This window comes from Hydrogenophaga borbori, from assembly GCF_003417535.1.
Taxonomy (GTDB): Bacteria; Pseudomonadota; Gammaproteobacteria; order Burkholderiales; family Burkholderiaceae_C; genus Hydrogenophaga; species Hydrogenophaga borbori.
Window position 1 is genome coordinate 20,139 of record NZ_QVLS01000006.1, and the last position, 17,683, is coordinate 37,821.

Annotated in this window: 17 protein-coding genes; 5 read left to right on the forward strand and 12 right to left on the reverse strand. The window is 72.0% G+C overall.

The genetic code is table 11. The features are described from left to right. The first annotated feature begins 17 nt into the window (after nucleotides 1–17). Nucleotides 18–1,640, forward strand: coding sequence for an FMN-binding glutamate synthase family protein (locus tag DY262_RS10650; protein WP_116958858.1), 1,623 nt, complete (start codon nucleotides 18–20; stop codon nucleotides 1,638–1,640). A gap of 9 nt (nucleotides 1,641–1,649) precedes the next feature. Here the strand turns inward: DY262_RS10650 and DY262_RS10655 are convergent, their stop codons facing one another. The 10 genes from DY262_RS10655 to DY262_RS10700 form a co-directional block, all read right to left on the reverse strand. Continuing rightward, nucleotides 1,650–2,537 carry a toxin-antitoxin system YwqK family antitoxin gene (locus DY262_RS10655; RefSeq protein ID WP_116958859.1) on the reverse strand — a complete coding sequence of 296 codons (888 nt, stop codon included), beginning with the start codon at nucleotides 2,535–2,537 and terminating at the stop codon, nucleotides 1,650–1,652. After that, complete coding sequence (locus DY262_RS10660) at nucleotides 2,534–2,959, reverse strand: putative toxin-antitoxin system toxin component, PIN family (protein ID WP_116958860.1); 426 nt, start codon at nucleotides 2,957–2,959, stop codon at nucleotides 2,534–2,536. The genes DY262_RS10655 and DY262_RS10660 overlap by 4 nt, the downstream gene beginning before the upstream one ends. 2 nt (nucleotides 2,960–2,961) lie before the next feature. Further along, complete coding sequence (locus tag DY262_RS10665) at nucleotides 2,962–4,248, reverse strand: THUMP domain-containing class I SAM-dependent RNA methyltransferase (protein WP_116958861.1); 1,287 nt, start codon at nucleotides 4,246–4,248, stop codon at nucleotides 2,962–2,964. 172 nt (nucleotides 4,249–4,420) lie between these two features. After that, nucleotides 4,421–6,049 carry an RNA polymerase factor sigma-54 gene (locus DY262_RS10670; RefSeq protein ID WP_116958862.1) on the reverse strand — a complete coding sequence of 543 codons (1,629 nt, stop codon included), beginning with the start codon at nucleotides 6,047–6,049 and terminating at the stop codon, nucleotides 4,421–4,423. Further along, nucleotides 6,049–6,843, reverse strand: coding sequence for an LPS export ABC transporter ATP-binding protein (gene lptB, locus DY262_RS10675; RefSeq protein ID WP_181936470.1), 795 nt, complete (start codon nucleotides 6,841–6,843; stop codon nucleotides 6,049–6,051). The genes DY262_RS10670 and lptB overlap by 1 nt, the downstream gene beginning before the upstream one ends. Continuing rightward, nucleotides 6,840–7,463, reverse strand: a complete 624-nt coding sequence (gene lptA, locus DY262_RS10680; protein WP_116958863.1) for a lipopolysaccharide transport periplasmic protein LptA — start codon at nucleotides 7,461–7,463, stop codon at nucleotides 6,840–6,842. The genes lptB and lptA overlap by 4 nt, the downstream gene beginning before the upstream one ends. A 142-nt stretch (nucleotides 7,464–7,605) precedes the next feature. Further along, on the reverse strand, nucleotides 7,606–8,226 hold the full coding sequence (locus tag DY262_RS10685) for a thiol:disulfide interchange protein DsbA/DsbL (protein WP_116958864.1): 621 nt from the start codon (nucleotides 8,224–8,226) through the stop codon (nucleotides 7,606–7,608). 78 nt (nucleotides 8,227–8,304) lie between these two features. Then, nucleotides 8,305–8,982 carry an SPOR domain-containing protein gene (locus DY262_RS10690; RefSeq protein WP_116958865.1) on the reverse strand — a complete coding sequence of 226 codons (678 nt, stop codon included), beginning with the start codon at nucleotides 8,980–8,982 and terminating at the stop codon, nucleotides 8,305–8,307. Nucleotides 8,983–8,990: 8 nt separating this feature from the next. Continuing rightward, entirely contained in the window at nucleotides 8,991–10,664 is a 1,674-nt protein-coding gene (gene argS / locus DY262_RS10695) for an arginine--tRNA ligase (RefSeq protein ID WP_116958866.1), read from the reverse strand. Between the two features lie 9 nt (nucleotides 10,665–10,673). Next, on the reverse strand, nucleotides 10,674–11,606 hold the full coding sequence (locus tag DY262_RS10700) for an HTH-type transcriptional regulator ArgP (RefSeq protein ID WP_070400281.1): 933 nt from the start codon (nucleotides 11,604–11,606) through the stop codon (nucleotides 10,674–10,676). Nucleotides 11,607–11,710: 104 nt separating this feature from the next. On the opposite strand from DY262_RS10700, the gene DY262_RS10705 reads away from it, so the two are divergent. Genes DY262_RS10705 through DY262_RS10715 form a run of 3 tightly spaced genes read left to right on the forward strand, consistent with a single transcriptional unit; the run spans nucleotide 11,711 to nucleotide 14,767 of the window. After that, nucleotides 11,711–12,337 (forward strand): LysE/ArgO family amino acid transporter, encoded by a 627-nt coding sequence (locus tag DY262_RS10705; RefSeq protein WP_116958867.1) that lies wholly within the window; start codon nucleotides 11,711–11,713, stop codon nucleotides 12,335–12,337. 5 nt (nucleotides 12,338–12,342) lie between these two features. Continuing rightward, entirely contained in the window at nucleotides 12,343–14,004 is a 1,662-nt protein-coding gene (locus tag DY262_RS10710; RefSeq protein ID WP_116958868.1) for a flavin monoamine oxidase family protein, read from the forward strand. A gap of 4 nt (nucleotides 14,005–14,008) precedes the next feature. Continuing rightward, the gene (locus DY262_RS10715) at nucleotides 14,009–14,767 is read left to right on the forward strand and encodes a nitrilase-related carbon-nitrogen hydrolase (protein ID WP_116958869.1); all 759 of its coding nucleotides are present in this window, start codon (nucleotides 14,009–14,011) and stop codon (nucleotides 14,765–14,767) included. Here the strand turns inward: DY262_RS10715 and DY262_RS10720 are convergent. Together DY262_RS10720 and DY262_RS10725 are read right to left on the reverse strand one after the other, a co-directional pair. After that, nucleotides 14,724–15,653 carry a LysR family transcriptional regulator gene (locus DY262_RS10720; RefSeq protein WP_116958870.1) on the reverse strand — a complete coding sequence of 310 codons (930 nt, stop codon included), beginning with the start codon at nucleotides 15,651–15,653 and terminating at the stop codon, nucleotides 14,724–14,726. The two genes, DY262_RS10715 and DY262_RS10720, sit on opposite strands and share 44 nt — an antisense overlap. A gap of 5 nt (nucleotides 15,654–15,658) precedes the next feature. After that, nucleotides 15,659–16,864, reverse strand: a complete 1,206-nt coding sequence (locus tag DY262_RS10725; protein WP_116958871.1) for a CaiB/BaiF CoA transferase family protein — start codon at nucleotides 16,862–16,864, stop codon at nucleotides 15,659–15,661. Between the two features lie 106 nt (nucleotides 16,865–16,970). On the opposite strand from DY262_RS10725, the gene DY262_RS10730 reads away from it, so the two are divergent. After that, the gene (locus DY262_RS10730) at nucleotides 16,971–17,666 is read left to right on the forward strand and encodes a haloacid dehalogenase type II (RefSeq protein ID WP_116958872.1); all 696 of its coding nucleotides are present in this window, start codon (nucleotides 16,971–16,973) and stop codon (nucleotides 17,664–17,666) included. Nucleotides 17,667–17,683 lie beyond the last annotated feature (17 nt).

Genomic DNA, 17,683 nt, shown 5'->3' on the forward strand with positions numbered 1-17,683 from the left:
CCAGACGACGAACGCCGATGCTTGACCGACTCAACGCTCTCTATCCCGTGCGCTACACGGCCCTGGGCCTGTGCGCCTTCGTCGCGCTGCTGAGCCTGTTCGCCCTGGTGGCCTTCGGCGTCGGCGGCTTCTGGTTCCTGCTGTTCGGCGCGCTCACGCTGGTGGGCCTGTGGGACCTGCGCCAGACGCGCAGCTCGGTGCTGCGCAACTACCCGGTGATCGGCCACCTGCGCTTCATGCTGGAGTTCGTGCGGCCCGAGATCCGCCAGTACTTCCTGGAAAGCGACACCGAGGCCCAACCCTTCTCGCGCGCGCAGCGCAGCCTGGTGTACGCGCGCGCCAAGGGCGAGACCGACAAGCGCCCGTTCGGCAGCCAGCTCGACATGCTGAGCAACGGCCACGAGTGGATCAACCACTCGATCGCGCCGACCAGCCTGCCCACCCACGATTTCCGCGTGCGCATCGGCGGGCCCGACTGCACCCAGCCCTACGAGGCCAGCGTGTTCAACATCTCGGCCATGAGCTTCGGCGCGCTCTCGGCCAACGCCATCCAGGCCCTCAACGCGGGCGCGCAGCGCGGCGGCTTCGCGCACGACACGGGCGAAGGCTCCATCTCCGCCTGGCACCGCCTGCACGGCGGCGACCTGATCTGGGAGATCGGATCGGGCTACTTTGGCTGCCGCGACGACGAGGGTCGCTTCAGCGAGGAGCGCTTCAGCGCGAACGCGCTCGACCCGCAGGTGAAGATGGTCGAGATCAAGCTGAGCCAGGGCGCCAAGCCCGGCCACGGCGGCGTGCTGCCGGGCGCCAAGGTGACGGCCGAGATCGCCGCCGCGCGCGGCGTGCCCGAGGCGGTGGACTGCATCTCGCCGGCCGCGCACAGCGCCTTCTCCACGCCGCTGGAGCTGATGGCCTTCATCCAGAAGCTGCGCGCGCTCTCGGGCGGCAAGCCGGTGGGCTTCAAGCTGTGCATCGGCCACCCCTGGGAGTGGTTCGCCATCGTCAAGGCCATGCGCCAGAGCGGCGTCACGCCCGATTTCATCGTGGTCGACGGCGCCGAGGGCGGCACCGGTGCGGCGCCGCTGGAGTTCACCGACCACGTCGGCGCGCCGCTGCAGGAAGGCTTGCGCCTGGTGCACAACACCCTGGTGGGCGTGAACCTGCGCGATCGCATCCGCATCGGCTGCGCGGGCAAGGTGGTGAGCGCCTTCGACATCGCGCGCGCGCTGGCCATCGGCGCCGACTGGTGCAACAGCGCGCGCGGCTTCATGTTCGCGCTGGGCTGCCTGCAGGCGCAGACCTGCCACACCGGCCATTGCCCCACGGGCGTGAGCACGCAAGACCCGGTGCGCCAGCAGGCCCTGGTGGTGCCCGACAAGGCCGAGCGGGTGTGGCGCTTCCACCAGAACACGCTCAAGGCCTTGAAGGAGCTGGTTCAGGCCGCCGGCCTGCAGCACCCGGGCGAGATCAGCGCGCACCACCTGGTGCGCCGCGTGAGCGACAACGAGGTGCGCCTGCTGGCCAACCTGCTGCCCACCACCTCGCCGGGTTCGCTGCTGGACGACGACGCCGAGGGGGAGCACGCGGTGTTCACGACCTGGTGGCGGCGGGCGCGCGCGGAGAGCTTTGCGCAGGTCTGAGGCGGCGCCTCAACTGCTCGACGGGTCCTCGTTCACCCGCTCATCGCGCAGCAGCCGGCCGCTGGGGTCGTGGAGCCTGAGGCGCAGCAACAGGCCGCGTTCCCCGTACTCCTCCTCGCGTTGCAGCGCGCCGCCGGGCGCGTGGTACTGCTGCCAGCCGAACAGCCGGCCGTTGCGTTCGCGGTTGAGCGCCGCCTGCGCGCCGTCCTCGTAAAAGCTGCGCGTCTCGCGCAGCTCGTCGCGGCCCAGGCGGCGGATGGTCTGCTCCATCTTGAGCTGACCGTTGAGGTGCCACTGGCGGATGCGCCGCTCGCGCCCCGCGGCCCACTCCACCTCCTGCGTCAACTGACCCGACTCGGCGAACTCGCGGCCCACACCCTCGCGGCCGTGGTACTGCTCGGGCGGCGGCTCGGCCAGGTCGATCTCGTGCCGCAACCGCCCCGAGGGGTAGTACACGCGCTTGATGCGGCGGTCGGGCCCGACGCTGTTCTCGACGAGCTCCTCGCTGCGCACCACGCCGCCCTGCGGATTCACGATCACCTGGCGCATCAGCACGCCGCGCCGGTGGCTCACGGTGCCCAGCGGCTTGCCGGGTTCGCGGTAAAGCGTGACCTCGGCGAGCGCGCCGCCATGGCCGCACGGCTCGCGGTCCTCGGGCAGCAGGCTGGTGGGCGCGCAGCGCAGCTCGGCCAGGCTGCCGTCGGCCCAACGGCGCAACAGCACCAGGGCGCGGCGGCCGTCCGCACTCATCACGCGCAGCAGGCTGGCGCCATCGGACCAGGCACAGCGCTGCTGGCCGGCCGGCCCCACGGGACCACAGCGCGGCGCGTCCTGCGCCCGGGCCGGCGACAGCCCCGCCAACAGCGCGAGCAGCGCGGCCGCGGGCCAGGCGTTCACGCCACGGCCCCCTCGGCGCTCGGCGCCCAGACGCGGCGCACGGACACGCCGATGCGCGCGAGGCGGCGCGCCAGCGCCAGCACCTGGGCGTCCTTGCTGAGCAGCGCGGCGCCATGCGCCACGGCCAGGTCGATGAAGCGCTGGTCGTCGGGGTCGCGGCAGGTGAACGCGGCTTTGGCCGCGGGCTCGACGCGGCGCGCGTGGCGGTCGAACGCGGCCAGCACGGCCTGCGGTCCGCGTTCGCCCAGGCGGCGCGCGAGGTGTGGGTAGTCCAGCACCAGCCGCAGCTCCTCGCGCATGGCCTCGCTCGCGATCCAGGCCACGCGGCCCTGCGCCAGGGCGGCGCGCAGCGGCGCCACGGCGGGGTCGTCGAAGACGAACAGGTCGAGCACGACATTGGTGTCGATGACGACCGTGTCCATGCTCAGGCCCCGGTCTCGGCCGGGCGCGGCCCGCGCGCGGTCAGGTCGAAGCGGAACAGGCGGCATTCGATGGGGCCGTTCCACAGCGGCACGCGACGCGACTCCTTGAGCCGCATGCGGCCCGGCAGCTTCAGGTCGGGCGTGAGCAACCAGGCGCTCCAGCCGGCGTAGTGCGATTTCCAGTGCGCGGCCAGGCGCTCGAAGAAGGCGTCGGCGGTGTGGCCGTCCTCGTCGCGCGCCTGTTCGCGGCCAGCGCGCGCGGCACCGGCGGCGCGTTCGGCGGCGTTGCGCCCGGCCACGCCGGCGGCGGCGATGCGCTCGCCATAGGGCGGGTTGAGCAGCAGCACGCCCGCGCGCGGGCTGGGCGGCAGGCGCTGCAGGGCGTCGCCGCCGCGCAGCTCGATCGCCTGGGCCACGCGCGCGCGCTCGGCATTGCGCCTGGCGAAGTCGACCATGCGGAAGGCCACGTCGCTGCCGAAGACGATGGGCGCCTGGCCGGCGGGCCAGGGCCGCTCGGCCGCGCGCGCCTCGTCGCGCAGGCCCTGCCACACGTGCGGCTGGAAGGGCAGCAGCTTCTCGAAGGCGAAGCGGCGCTGGCCGCCCGGGGCGATGTTCAGCGCGATCTGCGCGGCCTCGATGGGCACCGTGCCGCTGCCGCAGCAGGGGTCGGCCAGCGGCGGCACCTCGGCCAGCGTGGCGGCCTCGCGCGCCTGCGCGTCCCAGCCGGTGGCGGCGATCATGGCGGCGGCCAGGGTTTCCTTCAGCGGCGCGTCGCCCTTGTCCTCGCGCCAGCCGCGCTTGAACAGCGGCTCACCGGTGGTGTCGATATAGAGCGTGAGCGTCTCGGCGGTGAGGTGGCCGAACAGGCGCACGTCGGGCCGCTGGGTGTCCACGCTGGGGCGCTCGCCGCGCTTGTCCCGGAAGCGGTCGCAGACGGCGTCCTTGATCTTGAGGGCGGCGAAGTTCAGGCTCTTGAGCGGGCTGTGCTGCGCGGTGAGTTCGACCTTGATGGTCTGGCGCGGCGTGAACCAAATCTCCCAGGCCACTTCGGCGGCGGCTGCGTAGAGGTCTTGCTCGGCCCGGTAGGGGCCGTGCCACAGGCGCGCCAGCACGCGCTGCGCGAGCCGGCTGTGCAGGTTCAGGCGCAGCGCGTCGCGCCACGAGGCCTCGAGCGAGACGCCGCCGCGCGAGCGCCGCAGCGCGGCGATGCCGGTGATGCGCTGCACCTCGGCGGCGAGGAAGTCCTCCACGCCGGCGGCGCAGGGGAGAAACAGTTGTAGCGAGTTCATGGATCGTGTCGCCGCCGGGCCGCCCCAAGCCGGATCGGCCCCCTCGGGGCTGAGCCCCGCGGCTCCAGGCCTGCGCAGGCAGGCCTGGACGGGCGAAGAGGCCTTGTCTCCGACAACGCCGCGGCCTGCAAGGCCTCGCGACCCGCGAAGCGGTGGAACGTGGGGACCCTATTCAAAGCGATTTTCGAAGGTTGGCCGGGGCGATGCGCATGGCCTCGCGGTACTTGGCCACGGTGCGGCGCGCGCACTCGATGCCCTGCTCCTTGAGCAGGTCGGAGAGCTGATTGTCCGACAGCGGCTTGGCCGGCGCCTCGGCCGCGATGAACTGCTTGAGCAGCGCGCGCACCGCGGTGCTGGAGGCGTTGCCGCCGGTCTCGGTGCCCAGCGAGGAGCCGAAGAAGTACTTCAGCTCGTAGGTGCCAAAGGGCGTGGCCATGTACTTGGCCGTGGTCACGCGGCTGATGGTGGATTCGTGCAGGCCCAGCTCGTCGGCGATCTCGCGCAGCACCAGCGGGCGCATGGCGAGCTCGCCGTGCATGAAGAAGTTGCGCTGGCGCTCGACGATGGCGCTGGACACGCGCAGGATGGTGTCGAAGCGCTGCTGGATGTTCTTGATGAACCAGCGCGCCTCCTGCAGGCGCTGCTGCATGGCGGCATGGCCACCTTCGCCCCCATCGCGCCCACCGCGGTTCTGGCGCATGGCGTTGGCGTACACGTCGTGCACGCGCAGGCGCGGCATCACGTCGGGGTTGAGCACCACCTTGAAACCGCGGCCGGCGCGCGTGACGATGACGTCGGGCACGACGATGTTGCGCTCGACGTCCGCGAAGCGGCGCCCGGGCTTGGGCTCCAGCCTCGCGATGAGCGCGAGCGCACCGCGCACGCTGTCTTCGTCGGCGCGGCACAGCTGCACCAGCTTGCGCACGTCGCGCTTGGCGATCAGCTCCAGCGGCTGCGCGCAGATCGCCAGCGCGGCGCGCGCCTCGGGCGTGTTGCGCAGCTCCAGGATCTGCAGCTTCAGGCACTCGGCCAGGTCGCGCGCGCCCACGCCGGGCGGGTCCATGTGCTGCAGCAGCTGCAGGGCGGTGCGCAGCAGCTGTTCGGCCGCCTCGAGGCGTTCGGTGGCGGCGGCGTCGGACAGGTCGGCCTCCGGGGCGGCCTCGCCCTGAAGGCGCAGCAGCGCCAGCGCGAGTTCGGGCAGCGGATCGGCAAGGTAGCCGTCCTCGTCCAGCGATTCGATCAGGAAGTGCAGCGCGGCGGCGTCCGCCTCGGACAGGCGCAGGCAGCGCGCCTGCTCATGCAGATGGTCCTGCAGCGACACCAGCGCGCGCGCCAGGTCGGCCGCGCTGGCGGTCTCTTCGTCGTCGCCGGAGCCGCTGCCGCGCGGCGGCGCGTCGCCGCCCCATTCGCTGTCGTCGGGCGCCATCTCCACCGTGCCGTCGCCGTCCCAGCTCTCCTCCACCGGCGGGGCGCCGTCCACGCTGGCCTCCACCGCGTCGCCGTCGGTGGCGCTGGCCTTGTCTTCGTTGCGTCCCTCGCCTGCGTCGGCGCCCGGGCCGGCAACGGACGCGGCGTCGGCGATCTGCTCGCCCGCGCTCACCGGCGCATCGGTCGCGGCCAGGCCGAATTCCTCGCGCTCCAGGCCTTCGTCGGCGCGTTCCAGGAAGGGGTTCTCATCGAGCATCTGCTCGACTTCCTGCGCCATCTCCAGCGTCGAGAGCTGCAGCAGACGGATCGACTGCTGCAGCTGGGGCGTCAGCGCCAGGTGCTGCGAGACGCGTAGCGACAGGCTCTGCTTCATCACATCCGGAAATGCTCGCCGAGGTAGACCCGGCGCACGTCGGCGTTCTCGACGATGTCCGACGGCGTGCCGCTGGTCAGCACGTGGCCGTCGTTGATGATGTAGGCGCGGTCGCAGATGCCCAGGGTCTCGCGCACGTTGTGGTCGGTGATGAGCACGCCGATGCCGCGCGACTTGAGGAAGCCGATGATGCGCTGGATCTCGATCACCGCGATCGGGTCGATGCCGGCGAAGGGTTCGTCGAGCAGGATGAAGCGCGGATCGGTGGCGAGCGCACGCGCGATCTCGACGCGGCGGCGCTCGCCGCCCGACAGCGCCGGCGCGGGCGAATCGCGCAGGTGGTCCACGTGCAGGTCGCGCAGCAGCGTGTCCAGGCGCTCGTCGATGGCGGCGGCGCTCAGCGGACGGCCGCGCGCGTCCACCTGCAGCTCCAGCACGGCGCGCACGTTCTGCGCCACGCTGAGCTTGCGAAAGATGGAGGCCTCCTGCGGCAGGTAGCCCAGGCCCAGGCGCGCGCGGCGGTGGATGGGCAGGCGCTCGATGGACTGGTTGTCGAGCAGGATCTGCCCGCCGTCGGCGCGCAGCAGGCCGACGATCATGTAGAAGGAGGTCGTCTTGCCGGCGCCGTTGGGGCCCAGCAGACCCACCACCTCGCCCTTGTCCACGGCGAGCGAAACGTCCTTGACCACCAGGCGGCTGCCGTAGGACTTCTTCAGCCCCGTGGCCTCCAGCCGGCTGGTGGTCAGCAGCTGGGTGTCGGGAAAGCTGGTCGAGGGCGACTCGCTCGCGCTCACGGGCGTCCTCCGCCGAGCTCGCCCGACGGGCGCAGCGGCGTGGGGGCGGGCGCGGGCGCCGGGGCGGGCTGGCCTTCGCGCGGCACCGGCGTGAGCGTGGCGCGCACACGGCCCGATGGATTGCCGGGCGTGGCGCCGGCCGGGCTGCTCTCGACGGTGAACACCTCGCTGCGGTTGTCGTAGACGATCACGCTACCGCGCGTCTCGTCGTTGAGCTGGGTGCCCAGGTAGCGGCGCAGCACGGCGTCGCCGATGAAGCGCACCTTGTCGGCGCTGCTGTCGTACTCGATGCGCTTGGCCTCACCTTCGATGAACTCGTTGAGGCCTTCTCGCTTTTGCTTGAAGTAGCCCGGGCTGCCCAACACGACGCCGAACTGGTTGCCCTGCGCGTCCTGCCGCACCTCGACCTGGGCGCCGCGGATCACGATGGTGCCCTTGGTGATGACCACGTTGCCGGTGAAGATGCTGAGCTGGCGCGCGTCGTCGTAGCGCAGGTTGTCCGACTCGGCGTTCATGGGCTTGAGCCGGTCGGCCTGCTCGGCCTGGGCGGCCCCCGCCAAGGCGCAGGCGGTCAGCAGGCCAAGGGTGAGGCGGTGCAAAGGAGGAAGGGCGTGTGGCATGTCAAGGGCACGAAACTTGCATGCATTCTAAACACCCACATGCCCCGGTCTTGCCAGGTGCCCGCCAGAGACAGCGCCGAGCCCGCAGTGTGGGGCCGCAGGCCCTCCCCTCAGGGGCCGCGCGAAGCGCGGCGGGGGTGCATCACGCTTTGCGCGCTTCCATGATCAGCCAGTTGGCGATGGTCAGCGTCTTGGGCCCCTGGCCGGGAACGTAGTAGCGGCCGGCGACGCCCAGCGCTGGCGTGCCCTCGACACCGTAGGCGTCCTGCAGCGCTGCCGCGCGTTCGGCCTTCTTCTGCGTGTCGGCGTGGTTGAAGATCTCGGAGAACTTCGCCCGGTCCACGCCCTGCTTGACCACCCAGTCGGTGATCGGCGCCGGCGTGGTCAGCGGCAGCCGCTCCACATGGATGGCCTTGAACACCTCGGCGTGCAGGCGCTCCACCAGGTTCATGGCCTCCAGCGTGTAGTAGAGGCGCTGCATGGGCACGAAGGCCGGACTGAAGGCCACCGGCACGCGGCGCAGCACCGCGCCCTCGGGCCTGCGCTTCTCCCAGTCCTGCAGCAGCGGCTCGAAGTTGAAGCAATGGATGCAGGAGTAGGCGAAGAACTCCACCACCTCCACCTTGCCGGCCGGCGCCTCGACGGGCACGGGCTTGCCCAGGCGCAGGTACTCGGTGCCCTCTTTCGGGGCGACCCGCTGGGCCAGGGCCGGCAGCGCCGCGCCGGTGGCGAGCAGGGACAGGGCGAAATCGCGACGAAGCATGGGATGGCACTCCAAGGGGTATGAACCAGCGTTTGGGGCCTGGCCGGGCACGGGAAGTTCCCGCGCGCCCGGCGCGGGTCAGCGCTGCACGCGCACCAGGGCCGACTCGACGCCGTTGACCTGCAACTGCTCGATCGTCAGGTCGGCCAGGGCCTTCTGGGCAAAGGGGCCCACGCGCACCCGGTACAGGGTGCGGCCGGCGTTCTCGCGCTCGTCCACCGTGGCGGCGATGCCCAGCATGGCCAGGCGCGCGCGCTGGGCCTCGGCGTCGGGCGCGTTGCGGAAGGCGCCGGCCTGCACGAAATAGGTGTAGGGGTCGGCGCCGGGCGCGGGGGCTTCGGCGGGCGCCGCACCGGGCTTGGCCGGCGCGGCCGCCGGGGCCTGCTGCTCCGTGCGCGAACGGGCCAGGTCACCCAGCGGGTCGGCCGAGGGCGCGGGGGCGCCGGCGGGCGGCAGGGTGCCGGCGGTGCCCGGCGCGGTGATGGCACCTTCGCTGCCGGGCGCGGGGGTCGCCGGGGCGGGCATGCCGCCGACGGACCGGTTGGGGTTCCAGCCCTTGTTGCGCTCGGCTTCCTTGGCGTCGTCCTCGGCGCTGCGCGACAGACCACGGTCGACGAAGGGCACGGGCACGCGGGTCACGTAGACCGCCACGGCCAGCGCCGCGGCCAGGCCGACCAGCAGGCCGACGATGAAGCCCACCAGCGTGCCGCCCAGGCTGCTGCGGGACGACTTGGTGGAAGAGGATTTTTTGCTCATGGTGGCTCTTACATCTTCTGCGGCGCGCTCACGCCCAGCACGGCCAGGCCATTGTGCAGCACCTGCCGGGTGGCGGCGACGAGCGCCAGGCGGGCGAGCTTGACCGCTTCATCTTCGACCAGGATGCGTTCGGCGTCGTAGTAACTGTGGTAACTCGCGGCAAGCTCGCGCAGGTAGAAGGTGACGTCGTGCGGCGCGAAGTCGCGCGCGGCGGCGCTGAGCATCTCGGGGTACTTGGCGATCTGGCGCATCAGCGCCTGCGCGGCCGGGGTGTCCAGCGGCGACAGGTCGGCACCGGACAGCGTGGCGGCGTCGCCGCCCCAGCCCGCCAGCACCGAGCAGATGCGCGCGTGCGCGTACTGCACGTAGTAGACCGGGTTGTCGTTGTTCTGCTGCACGGCCAGGTCGACGTCGAAGGTGTATTCGGTGTCGGGCTTGCGGCTCAGCAGGAAGAAGCGCACCGCGTCCTTGCTGGTCCATTCGATCAGGTCGCGCAGCGTGACGTAGCTGCCCGCGCGCTTGCTGATCTTCACCTCCTGGCCGCCGCGCACCACGCGCACCATGGTGTGCAGCACGTAGTCGGGGTAGCCGGCGGGAATGCCCACGTCGGCCGCCTGCAGCCCGGCGCGCACGCGCGCGATGGTGCCGTGGTGATCGGTGCCCTGGATGTTGATGACCTTGCTGAAGCCGCGCTCCCACTTGGCGATGTGGTAGGCCACGTCGGGCACGAAGTAGGTGTACGAGCCGTCGGACTTGCGCATCACGCGGTCCTTGTCGTCGCCGTAGTCGGTGCTGCGCAGCCACAGCGCGCCGTCCTGCTCGTAGGTCTTGCCGTTGGCGACCAGCCGGTTCACCGCGGCCTCCACGCGCCCGCTGGTGTACAGGCTGGACTCGAGGTAGTAGTGGTCGAACTTGACCGCGAAGGCCTGCAGGTCGAGGTCCTGCTCGTGGCGCAGGTAGGCGACGGCGAACTGGCGGATGCCGTCGAGGTCTTGCACGTCGCCACTGGCGGTGAAGGCGCGGTCGTCGGCCGTCACGGTCCGTTTCGCCAGGAAATCGTTGGCGATGTCCTGGATGTAGTCGCCGTTGTAGGCCGACTCGGGCCAGCCGGCGTCGCCGGGCTTCACGCCCTGGGCGCGCAGCTGCGTGGACGTGGCCAGGGTGTTGATCTGCACGCCCGCGTCGTTGTAATAGAACTCGCGGTGCACGTCCCAGCCCTGGGTCTGGTACAGGTTGCAGATGGCGTCGCCCAGCGCGGCCTGGCGGCCGTGGCCCACGTGCAGCGGGCCAGTGGGGTTGGCCGAGACGAACTCGACCATCAGGCGCTGGCCGTTGGCCGGCTGGCGGCCGAAGCCCTCGCCCGCCGACAGCACCTCGCGCACCACCTGCTGCTTGGCCTCGGGTTTCAAGCGGATGTTGATGAAGCCCGGGCCGGCGATCTCGATCGCCTCGACCCAGCGCTGGACCACCGGCTGGGCCAGCAGGGCCGCGCGCAGCTGCTCGCCCACGGCGCGCGGGTTGAGCTTGAGCGGCTTGGCCAGCTGCATGGCCGCGGTGACCGCGAAATCGCCATGGGCCGCCACCTTGGGCGACTCGAAGGCGGCCTTCTCGCCCGCGCCGGGGCTGAGCTTGTCCAGCTCGTCGCGCAGGGCCGAGAGCAGGTCTTGTTGGATCTGGAGCATCGCGCGATTTTAGGTGGCGGCCCGGGCCGGGCCCGCGGGACCCGCCAGCGGGGCCAGGCGCTCGCGCGCGGCCGCCTTCACCGCCGCCGTGAGCCGCTGGGCCGACGGCGGTTCGTGCGTCCAGTGCTGCCAGTACAGGGCCACATCCACCGTGGCGCCGGGCAGCAGTTCGGTCAGGGCCGGGTGCTTGGGCAGGTGCTGCTCGGGCACCATGCCCCAGCCCATGCCCAGTTCGATGGCGGTTTCGAACGCCTCCACCGCGGGCACGTAGTGGCGCGGGTAGGCCGGCTGGCGCAGGCCGATGTGCTGCTCCAGGAAGGCGTCCTGCAGCGCGTCCTTGCGGTTGAAGATGACGGCCGGCTGGGCCAGCAGCCGGTGCGGCGAGACCGCGCCGCGCGGCGTGCGGCAGCGCTGCACCACGGCGGGCGTGGCCACGCAGTGGTAGCGCATCACGCCCAGGGGCTCGGCCACGCAGCCGCGCATGGCGTCGGCGCGGGTGGTCACGCAGCCCACCACGTCGCCGCGCTTGAGGGCGTCGTGGGTGTGGTCCTGGTCGTCGATCACCACCTCCAGCAGCAGGCGCTGGCGCGCCAGCAGCGGCGCCACGGCGGGCAGGAACCAGCTCGACACCGAGTCGGCGTTGATCGCCACCGACAGGCTCTGCCAGCGCTCGCCCGCGCGCGCCTCGCCCCCCACCAGGCCGGCCAGCAGGTCGGCCTCCATCAGCCGCACCTGCTTCACGTGGCCCAGCAGGGCCTGGCCGGCCGGCGTGGCGCGCACGCGCTTGCCGCGCACCAGCAGCCGCTGGCCGAGCTGGTCTTCCAGCGACTTGATGCGCAGCGACACCGCCGCCAGCGTGAGCTGGAGCGCGCGCGCGGCCGGACCGAAGCCGCCGTGCTCCACCACGGCGGCCAGGGCTTCCAGTGGGCGGGGGTCGAGCATCGCTTAAACCGAATTTGAGTGATTGGATTTCGAATCAACTTGATTAAACACCAACCGGCTTTGCGGCACCATGCGCCCCGCTGTCACCCTCACCCGAGACGTCCATGACCCTGAGCTTTCCCGTTTTCTCCGCCGGCATGGTGCTGAGCCTGTCGCTGATCATGGCCATCGGCCCGCAGAACGCGCACGTGCTGCGCATGGGCCTGCAGCGCCAGCACCTGTGGCTGACGGTGGCCCTGTGCGCCCTGTCCGACATCGCGCTCATCGCCCTGGGCGTGCTGGGCCTGGCCCAGCTCGGCGGCCTGTCGGACAAGCTGCAGGGCGCGCTGATCGGCGCGGGCGTGCTGTTCCTGGCGGTCTACGGCTGGCAGGCCTTCCAGCGCTTTCGCTCGCCGCTGGCGCGCACGCTGGAGGGCCAGCCGCTGGCGCCACCGCCCACCACGCGCCGCCAGGCGGTGTTCTCGGCCCTGGCCTTTTCCTGGCTCAACCCGCACGCCTGGCTGGACACCGCCGTGCTGATCGGCACCGCCTCGCTGGCCTACGGCCCGGCGAGCGAGGTCTTCGGCCTGGGCGCCGCCACGGGTTCGCTGATCTGGTTCACCGCCCTGGGCGCGGCCGCCTTCTGGGCCGGCCGCCGGCTCAACTCCCTGCACATCTGGCGCGTGCTGGATGGCCTGGTGGCGCTCATGATGTGGGGCACGGCCGCCTGGCTGCTGGCCTCGCTGTTCTGAACACCATGCCATCGAAGAAACCCGTCACCGTCTTCGGCCCCGACTTCCCCTTCGCCTACGACGACTGGCTGGGCCATCCCGCGGGCCTGGGCGTGCTGCCGCGCGAGCGGCTGGGCAGCGAGGTGGCCATCGTCGGCGCCGGCATGGCCGGCCTGACGGCTGCGCACGAGCTGATGAAGCTGGGCCTCAAGCCCGTGGTGTACGAGGCCTCGCGACTGGGCGGTCGGCTGCGCTCCCAGGCCTTCGAGGGCGGCCAGGGCGTGGTGGCCGAACTCGGCGGCATGCGCTTTCCGCGCTCGGGCACGGCCTTCTTCCACTACGTGGACCAACTCGGCCTGGCCACCGCGCCCTTCCCCAACCCGCTCACACCGGCCGCCGGCTGCACGGTGATCGACCTCGAAGGCCGCACGCACCGCGCGCGCCGCCTGGCCGACCTGCCGCCACTGTTCGCCGAGGTGGCCCGGGCCTGGACCGACGCGCTGGAAGAAGGCGCCGGCTTCACCGGCCTGCAGGACGCCCTGCGCGAGCGCGACGTGCCGCGCCTCAAGGCCCTGTGGGACGCCCTGGTGCCGCGCTGGGACGACCGCACCTTCTACGACTTCGTCGCCCAGTCCAGCGCCTTCCAGCAGCTGTCCTTCCACCACCGCGAGGTCTTCGGCCAGGTGGGCTTCGGCACCGGCGGCTGGGACTCGGACTTCCCCAACTCCATGCTGGAGATCCTGCGCGTGGTGCTCACCGGCTGCGACGAGGACCAGCACCTGGTGGTGGGCGGCGTGCAGCAGGTGCCGCAGGGCCTGTGGCTGCGCGCGCCGGCGGCCCGCGAACTGCGGCACTGGGGGGCCGGCACCTCGCTCGCGCAGCTGCACGGCGGCGCGCCGCGCCCGGGCGTGGCAGCCATCGCGCGCGCGCCGCACGGACAGATCGCCGTCACCGACGTGCTCGGCACTACGCGCCGCTACCCGGCCGTGCTGGTGACCTGCCAGAGCTGGCTGCTCACCACGCAGATCGCGGTGGAGGAGTCGCTGCTCTCGCACAAGCTCTGGATGGCGCTGGACCGCACGCGCTACATGCAGTCGTCCAAGACCTTCGTCATGGTGGACCGGCCGTTCTGGAACGACCTGCGCGCCGACGGCTGGCCGGTGATGGGCATGACGCTCACCGACCGGCTCACGCGCGGCACCTACCTGTTCGACAACGGCCCGGACAAGCCCGGCGTGATCTGCCTGAGCTACGCCTGGATGAGCGACGCGCTCAAGATGCTGCCGCACCCGACCGCCCGGCGCGTGCAGCTGGCGCTGTCGGCGCTGAAGCAGATCTACCCCGACGTGGACATCGCCAGCCACGTGATCGGCGACCCGATCAGCGTCTCCTGGGAGGCCGACCCCTACTTCCTGGGCGCCTTCAAAGGCGCGCTGCCGGGCCACTACCGCTACAACCACCGCATGGTTGGTCACTTCATGCAGGAAGCCCTGCCCGAGGCCGAGCGCGGCCTCTTCCTGGCCGGCGACGACGTGTCCTTCACGCCGGCCTGGGTGGAGGGTGCCGTGCAGACCGCGCTGAACGCGGTGGCGGGCATGGTGCGCCACCTGGGCGGCGCCTGCCACGCCGACAACCCCGGGCCTTGCGAGGCCTGGCCGGGCATCGGGCCGGTGGCGCTGGGGGACTGAGGCGATGGAACCGCTGCGCCTGGCACTCTGGCAGACGCCGCACCCCCGCGACAGCGACGAAGCGCTCCAGCGGCTCGACGCCACCGCGGGCGAAGCCGCCGCCCTGGGCGCGCACTGGCTCATCACGCCCGAAATGTTCCTCACCGGCTACCTGATCGATCCCGCGCGCCTGTGCGCGCTCGCCGAACCGGCCGACGGCCCGCTGCTGCGGGCGGTGCGCGACCTGGCGCGGCGCCATGGCCTGGGCATCGTCACCGGCTGGCCCGAGGCAAGCGGCGGCGCACGCCCCTTCAACAGCGCCGTCGCGATCGACGGCACCGGCGCGCCGCTCGCGGTGCACCGCAAGATCCACCTGTTCGGTGACGGCGACGCCCAGCGCTTCATGCCCGGCGGCGCGCCGCCCGCGTGGTTCGACTGGCGCGGCTGGCGCCTGGGCCTGCTGATCTGCTTCGACGTGGAGCACGACGAACCGCTGCGCCAGCTCGCCGCCGCGGGCGCGCGCGCGGCGCTGGTGCCCACGGCCAACATGGTCGGCTACGACGCCGTGCAACAGACCCGCCTGCCCGAGGCGGCCCGGCGCTTCGGTCTGGCGATCGCCTACGCGAACGCCTGCGGGCGCGAGGGCGGGACGGCCTACAACGGCTGGTCGTGCGTGTGCACGGGCGAAGGCGAAGGCCTGGGCATGGCCGGACGCGGCGAAGCCCTGCTGGCCGCCGCGCTCAGCGCCCCGCCCAGTACTCCCCCCGCCCGTACTCGTGCTTGAGGTAGTCGATCCACAACCGCACGCGCAGCGCCAGGTGCTTGCGCTGCGGGAACAGCGCGTAGATGCCGTTGGGCGGTGCGGCGAAGTCGTCGAGCACGCGCACCAGGCGGCCCGCCGCCACATCGGCCTCCACCTCCCAGGTGCTGCGCCAGGCAATGCCCTGGCCCGCCAGGCACCACTCGTGCAACACCTGGCCGTCGCTGCAGTCCATGGGGCCGCCGGGGCGCAGGTAGTGGATCTCGCGCCCGTCCCCGCCGCCCTCGGCCGGCTGCGAGAAGGCCCAGCCGCGCGTCTGCGAGGCGTCGCTGGACAGGGTGAGGCAGTCGTGCCGCGCCAGGTCGGCCGGGGTCTCGGGCGTGCCGCGCCGCTGCAGGTAGGCCGGCGCGGCCACGCAGAGGCGGCGGTTGTCGGCCAGGCGCACGCTCACCAGCGACGAGTCCGGCAGATCGCCCACGCGCACCGCGCAGTCGTAGCCTTCGCCGGCCACGTCCACCACGCGGTCGGACAGGTTGAGCGAGACCGTCACCTCCGGGTGCAGGTCGCGAAAGCGCGGCACCAGCGGCGCCACGTGGCGCCGGCCGAAGCCCGCCGGCGCGGTGATGCGCAGGTGCCCGCTGGCCTTCACGCCACCCGCGCTCACGCTCGCCTCGGCGTTCGACAGGTCGGTCAAGAGGCGCTGGCAGTCCTCCAGGAAGGCGCTGCCTTCGTGCGTGAGCGAGATGCGCCGCGTGGTGCGCACCAGCAGCTTCACGCCCAGGCGCGACTCGAGCGCGTCGAGCCGGCGGCCGATGATGGCCGGCGCCACCGACTCGGCGCGCGCCGCCGCCGTGAGGCTGCCGCGCGTGGCCACCGAGACGAAGGTTTCGAGCTGCTTGAGCTTGTCCACGGCCCTCAGCCTTTTGTCGTGGTGCGCGACAGGCGCTCCGCGCTTGCCGCGTCGTAACCCAGAGCGCGCAGCACCTCGGCGCTGTCGGCGCCCAGGCGCGGCGGGCTGCGCACCGGCAACCGCTGCTCGCCCAGCGTGAAAGGCAACGGCACGGTCATCACGGACTGGCCGGCGCGCTCGCCGTCCGGCAGGGTGATGGGCGCCAGGCCGCCGGTGGCCCGCAGGTGCGGGTCGTCCAGCAGCTCGTGCGGCTTGGCGATGGGCGCGAAAGGCAGGCCGTGGCGCTCGAACAGCTCGGCCAGTTCGGCCGCCGGGCGCTCGGCCACGCGCGCGCGCAGCTCGGGGATGAGCCAGTCGCGCGCGCGCACGCGGTCGTTGTTGGTCCGCAGCCGAGCGTCGTCCCGCCAGTCGGCCCAGCCCATGGCGCTGCAGAAGATGGCCCACTGGGTGTCGCTCACCACCGCCAGGAAGATCTGCTCGCCCCCGGCCGCGGTGAACACGTCGTAGATGCCCCAGGGCGAGATGCGCTGCGGCATGGGGTTGGCGGCCACGCCCGTCACCGCGTACTGCAGCATGTGCTGGGCCACCAGGAAGATGTTGTTCTCGAACAGCGCGCTCTGCACCGCCTGGCCGCGCCCGCTGCGCTCGCGCTCGCGCAGCGCGGCCAGCACGCCGATGGCGCCGAACATGCCGCCCATGATGTCGTTGACGCTGCTGCCCGCGCGCAGCGGGTCGCCGGGGCGCCCGGTCATGTAGGCCAGGCCGCCCATCATCTGCACCACCTCGTCGAGCGCGGTGCGGTGGTCATAGGGCCCGGGCAGGAAGCCCTTGTGGCTGACGTGGATCAGGCGCGGGAAGCGCGCCCTCAGGCTCTCATGGTCCAGACCCAGCTTGCGCATGGTCTCGGGCTTGAAGTTCTCCACCAGCACGTCGGCCGTGGCCACCAGGCGCAGCGCGGCCTCGCGGCCCTCCTCGGTCTGCAGGTCCAGCACCAGGCTCTTCTTGTTGCGGTTGAACAGCGGGAAGAATCCGGCGCCCGAGCCCAGCAGGCGGCGCGTGTTGTCGCCCGCCGGCGGCTCCACCTTGATCACCTCCGCGCCCAGGTCGGCCAGCACCATGCCGCACATGGGGCCCATCACCATGTGCGAGAACTCGGCGACGCGGATGCCGGCGAGCGGCAGGGGCGGGGTGGTGGGGGTATCGGGGCTCAATCGGGTCTCCTGGGCAAACAGGCGCAGATTACACACAAAAAAGTCATGGATCCATGGCGCGCGAGCGTCTCAATGCGCGCCGATGTTTGCAATACAGTGCCTTCCCATGGCCAAACCCCGCGCCGTGCTCTTCGACGCCTACGGCACGCTGTTCGACGTGTACAGCGTGGGCCTGCGCGCGGAGCAGCTGTTCCCCGGCCGGGGGGCGCGCCTGGCCGTGCTCTGGCGCGAGCGCCAGCTGGACTATTCGCGCCTGGTCACCATGAGCGGCGACCCGGCCCGCTACCGGCCCTTCTGGGAACTGACCGAGCGCGCGCTGCGCTACGCCATCCAGGCCCTGGTGCCGCAGGCCGCCGAGCGCTGGGACGACTACGCCGAGGCGGCCGCCAGCCTGATGAACCAGTACCGCCACCTCTCGTCCTTTCCCGAGAACCGCGAGGTGCTGCAGGCCCTGCGCGCGCAGGGCGTGACCACCGGCATCCTGTCCAATGGCGACCCCGAGATGCTGGGCATCGCCCTGCGCAGCGCCGGACTCGATGGCCTGCTCGACCACGTCATCAGCGCCGACGCGGCGCGCGCCTACAAGGTCTCGCCCACCCTTTACGCCCTGGGCGAGCAGGCCACCGGCCTGCCGCGCGGGCAGATCGTCTTCGTGAGCAGCAACGCCTGGGACGCGCTGGGCGCCACCTGGTTCGGCTACCAGACCCTCTGGGTGAACCGCGCCAACCTGCCCTTCGAACAGCTCGACACCCAGCCCACCGCGACCGGCACCCACCTGCGCGCGGTGCTCGACTTCTTCTGACACCCACCCTTTCGCCT

Excerpts from the sequence above, each read along its gene's own strand:
- DY262_RS10660 (WP_116958860.1), bottom strand. The coding sequence starts at position 2,959 with ATGGACACGGTCGTCATCGACACCAATGTCGTGCTCGACCTGTTCGTC.
- lptA (WP_116958863.1), bottom strand. The coding sequence starts at position 7,463 with ATGCCACACGCCCTTCCTCCTTTGCACCGCCTCACCCTTGGCCTGCTG.
- DY262_RS10650 (WP_116958858.1), top strand. The coding sequence starts at position 18 with ATGCTTGACCGACTCAACGCTCTCTATCCCGTGCGCTACACGGCCCTG.
- argS (WP_116958866.1), bottom strand. The coding sequence starts at position 10,664 with ATGCTCCAGATCCAACAAGACCTGCTCTCGGCCCTGCGCGACGAGCTG.
- DY262_RS10670 (WP_116958862.1), bottom strand. The coding sequence starts at position 6,049 with ATGAAGCAGAGCCTGTCGCTACGCGTCTCGCAGCACCTGGCGCTGACG.
- DY262_RS10685 (WP_116958864.1), bottom strand. The coding sequence starts at position 8,226 with ATGCTTCGTCGCGATTTCGCCCTGTCCCTGCTCGCCACCGGCGCGGCG.
- DY262_RS10715 (WP_116958869.1), top strand. The coding sequence starts at position 14,009 with ATGGAACCGCTGCGCCTGGCACTCTGGCAGACGCCGCACCCCCGCGAC.
- DY262_RS10665 (WP_116958861.1), bottom strand. The coding sequence starts at position 4,248 with ATGAACTCGCTACAACTGTTTCTCCCCTGCGCCGCCGGCGTGGAGGAC.
- DY262_RS10730 (WP_116958872.1), top strand. The coding sequence starts at position 16,971 with ATGGCCAAACCCCGCGCCGTGCTCTTCGACGCCTACGGCACGCTGTTC.
- DY262_RS10710 (WP_116958868.1), top strand. The coding sequence starts at position 12,343 with ATGCCATCGAAGAAACCCGTCACCGTCTTCGGCCCCGACTTCCCCTTC.
- DY262_RS10705 (WP_116958867.1), top strand. The coding sequence starts at position 11,711 with ATGACCCTGAGCTTTCCCGTTTTCTCCGCCGGCATGGTGCTGAGCCTG.
- DY262_RS10690 (WP_116958865.1), bottom strand. The coding sequence starts at position 8,982 with ATGAGCAAAAAATCCTCTTCCACCAAGTCGTCCCGCAGCAGCCTGGGC.
- DY262_RS10700 (WP_070400281.1), bottom strand. The coding sequence starts at position 11,606 with ATGCTCGACCCCCGCCCACTGGAAGCCCTGGCCGCCGTGGTGGAGCAC.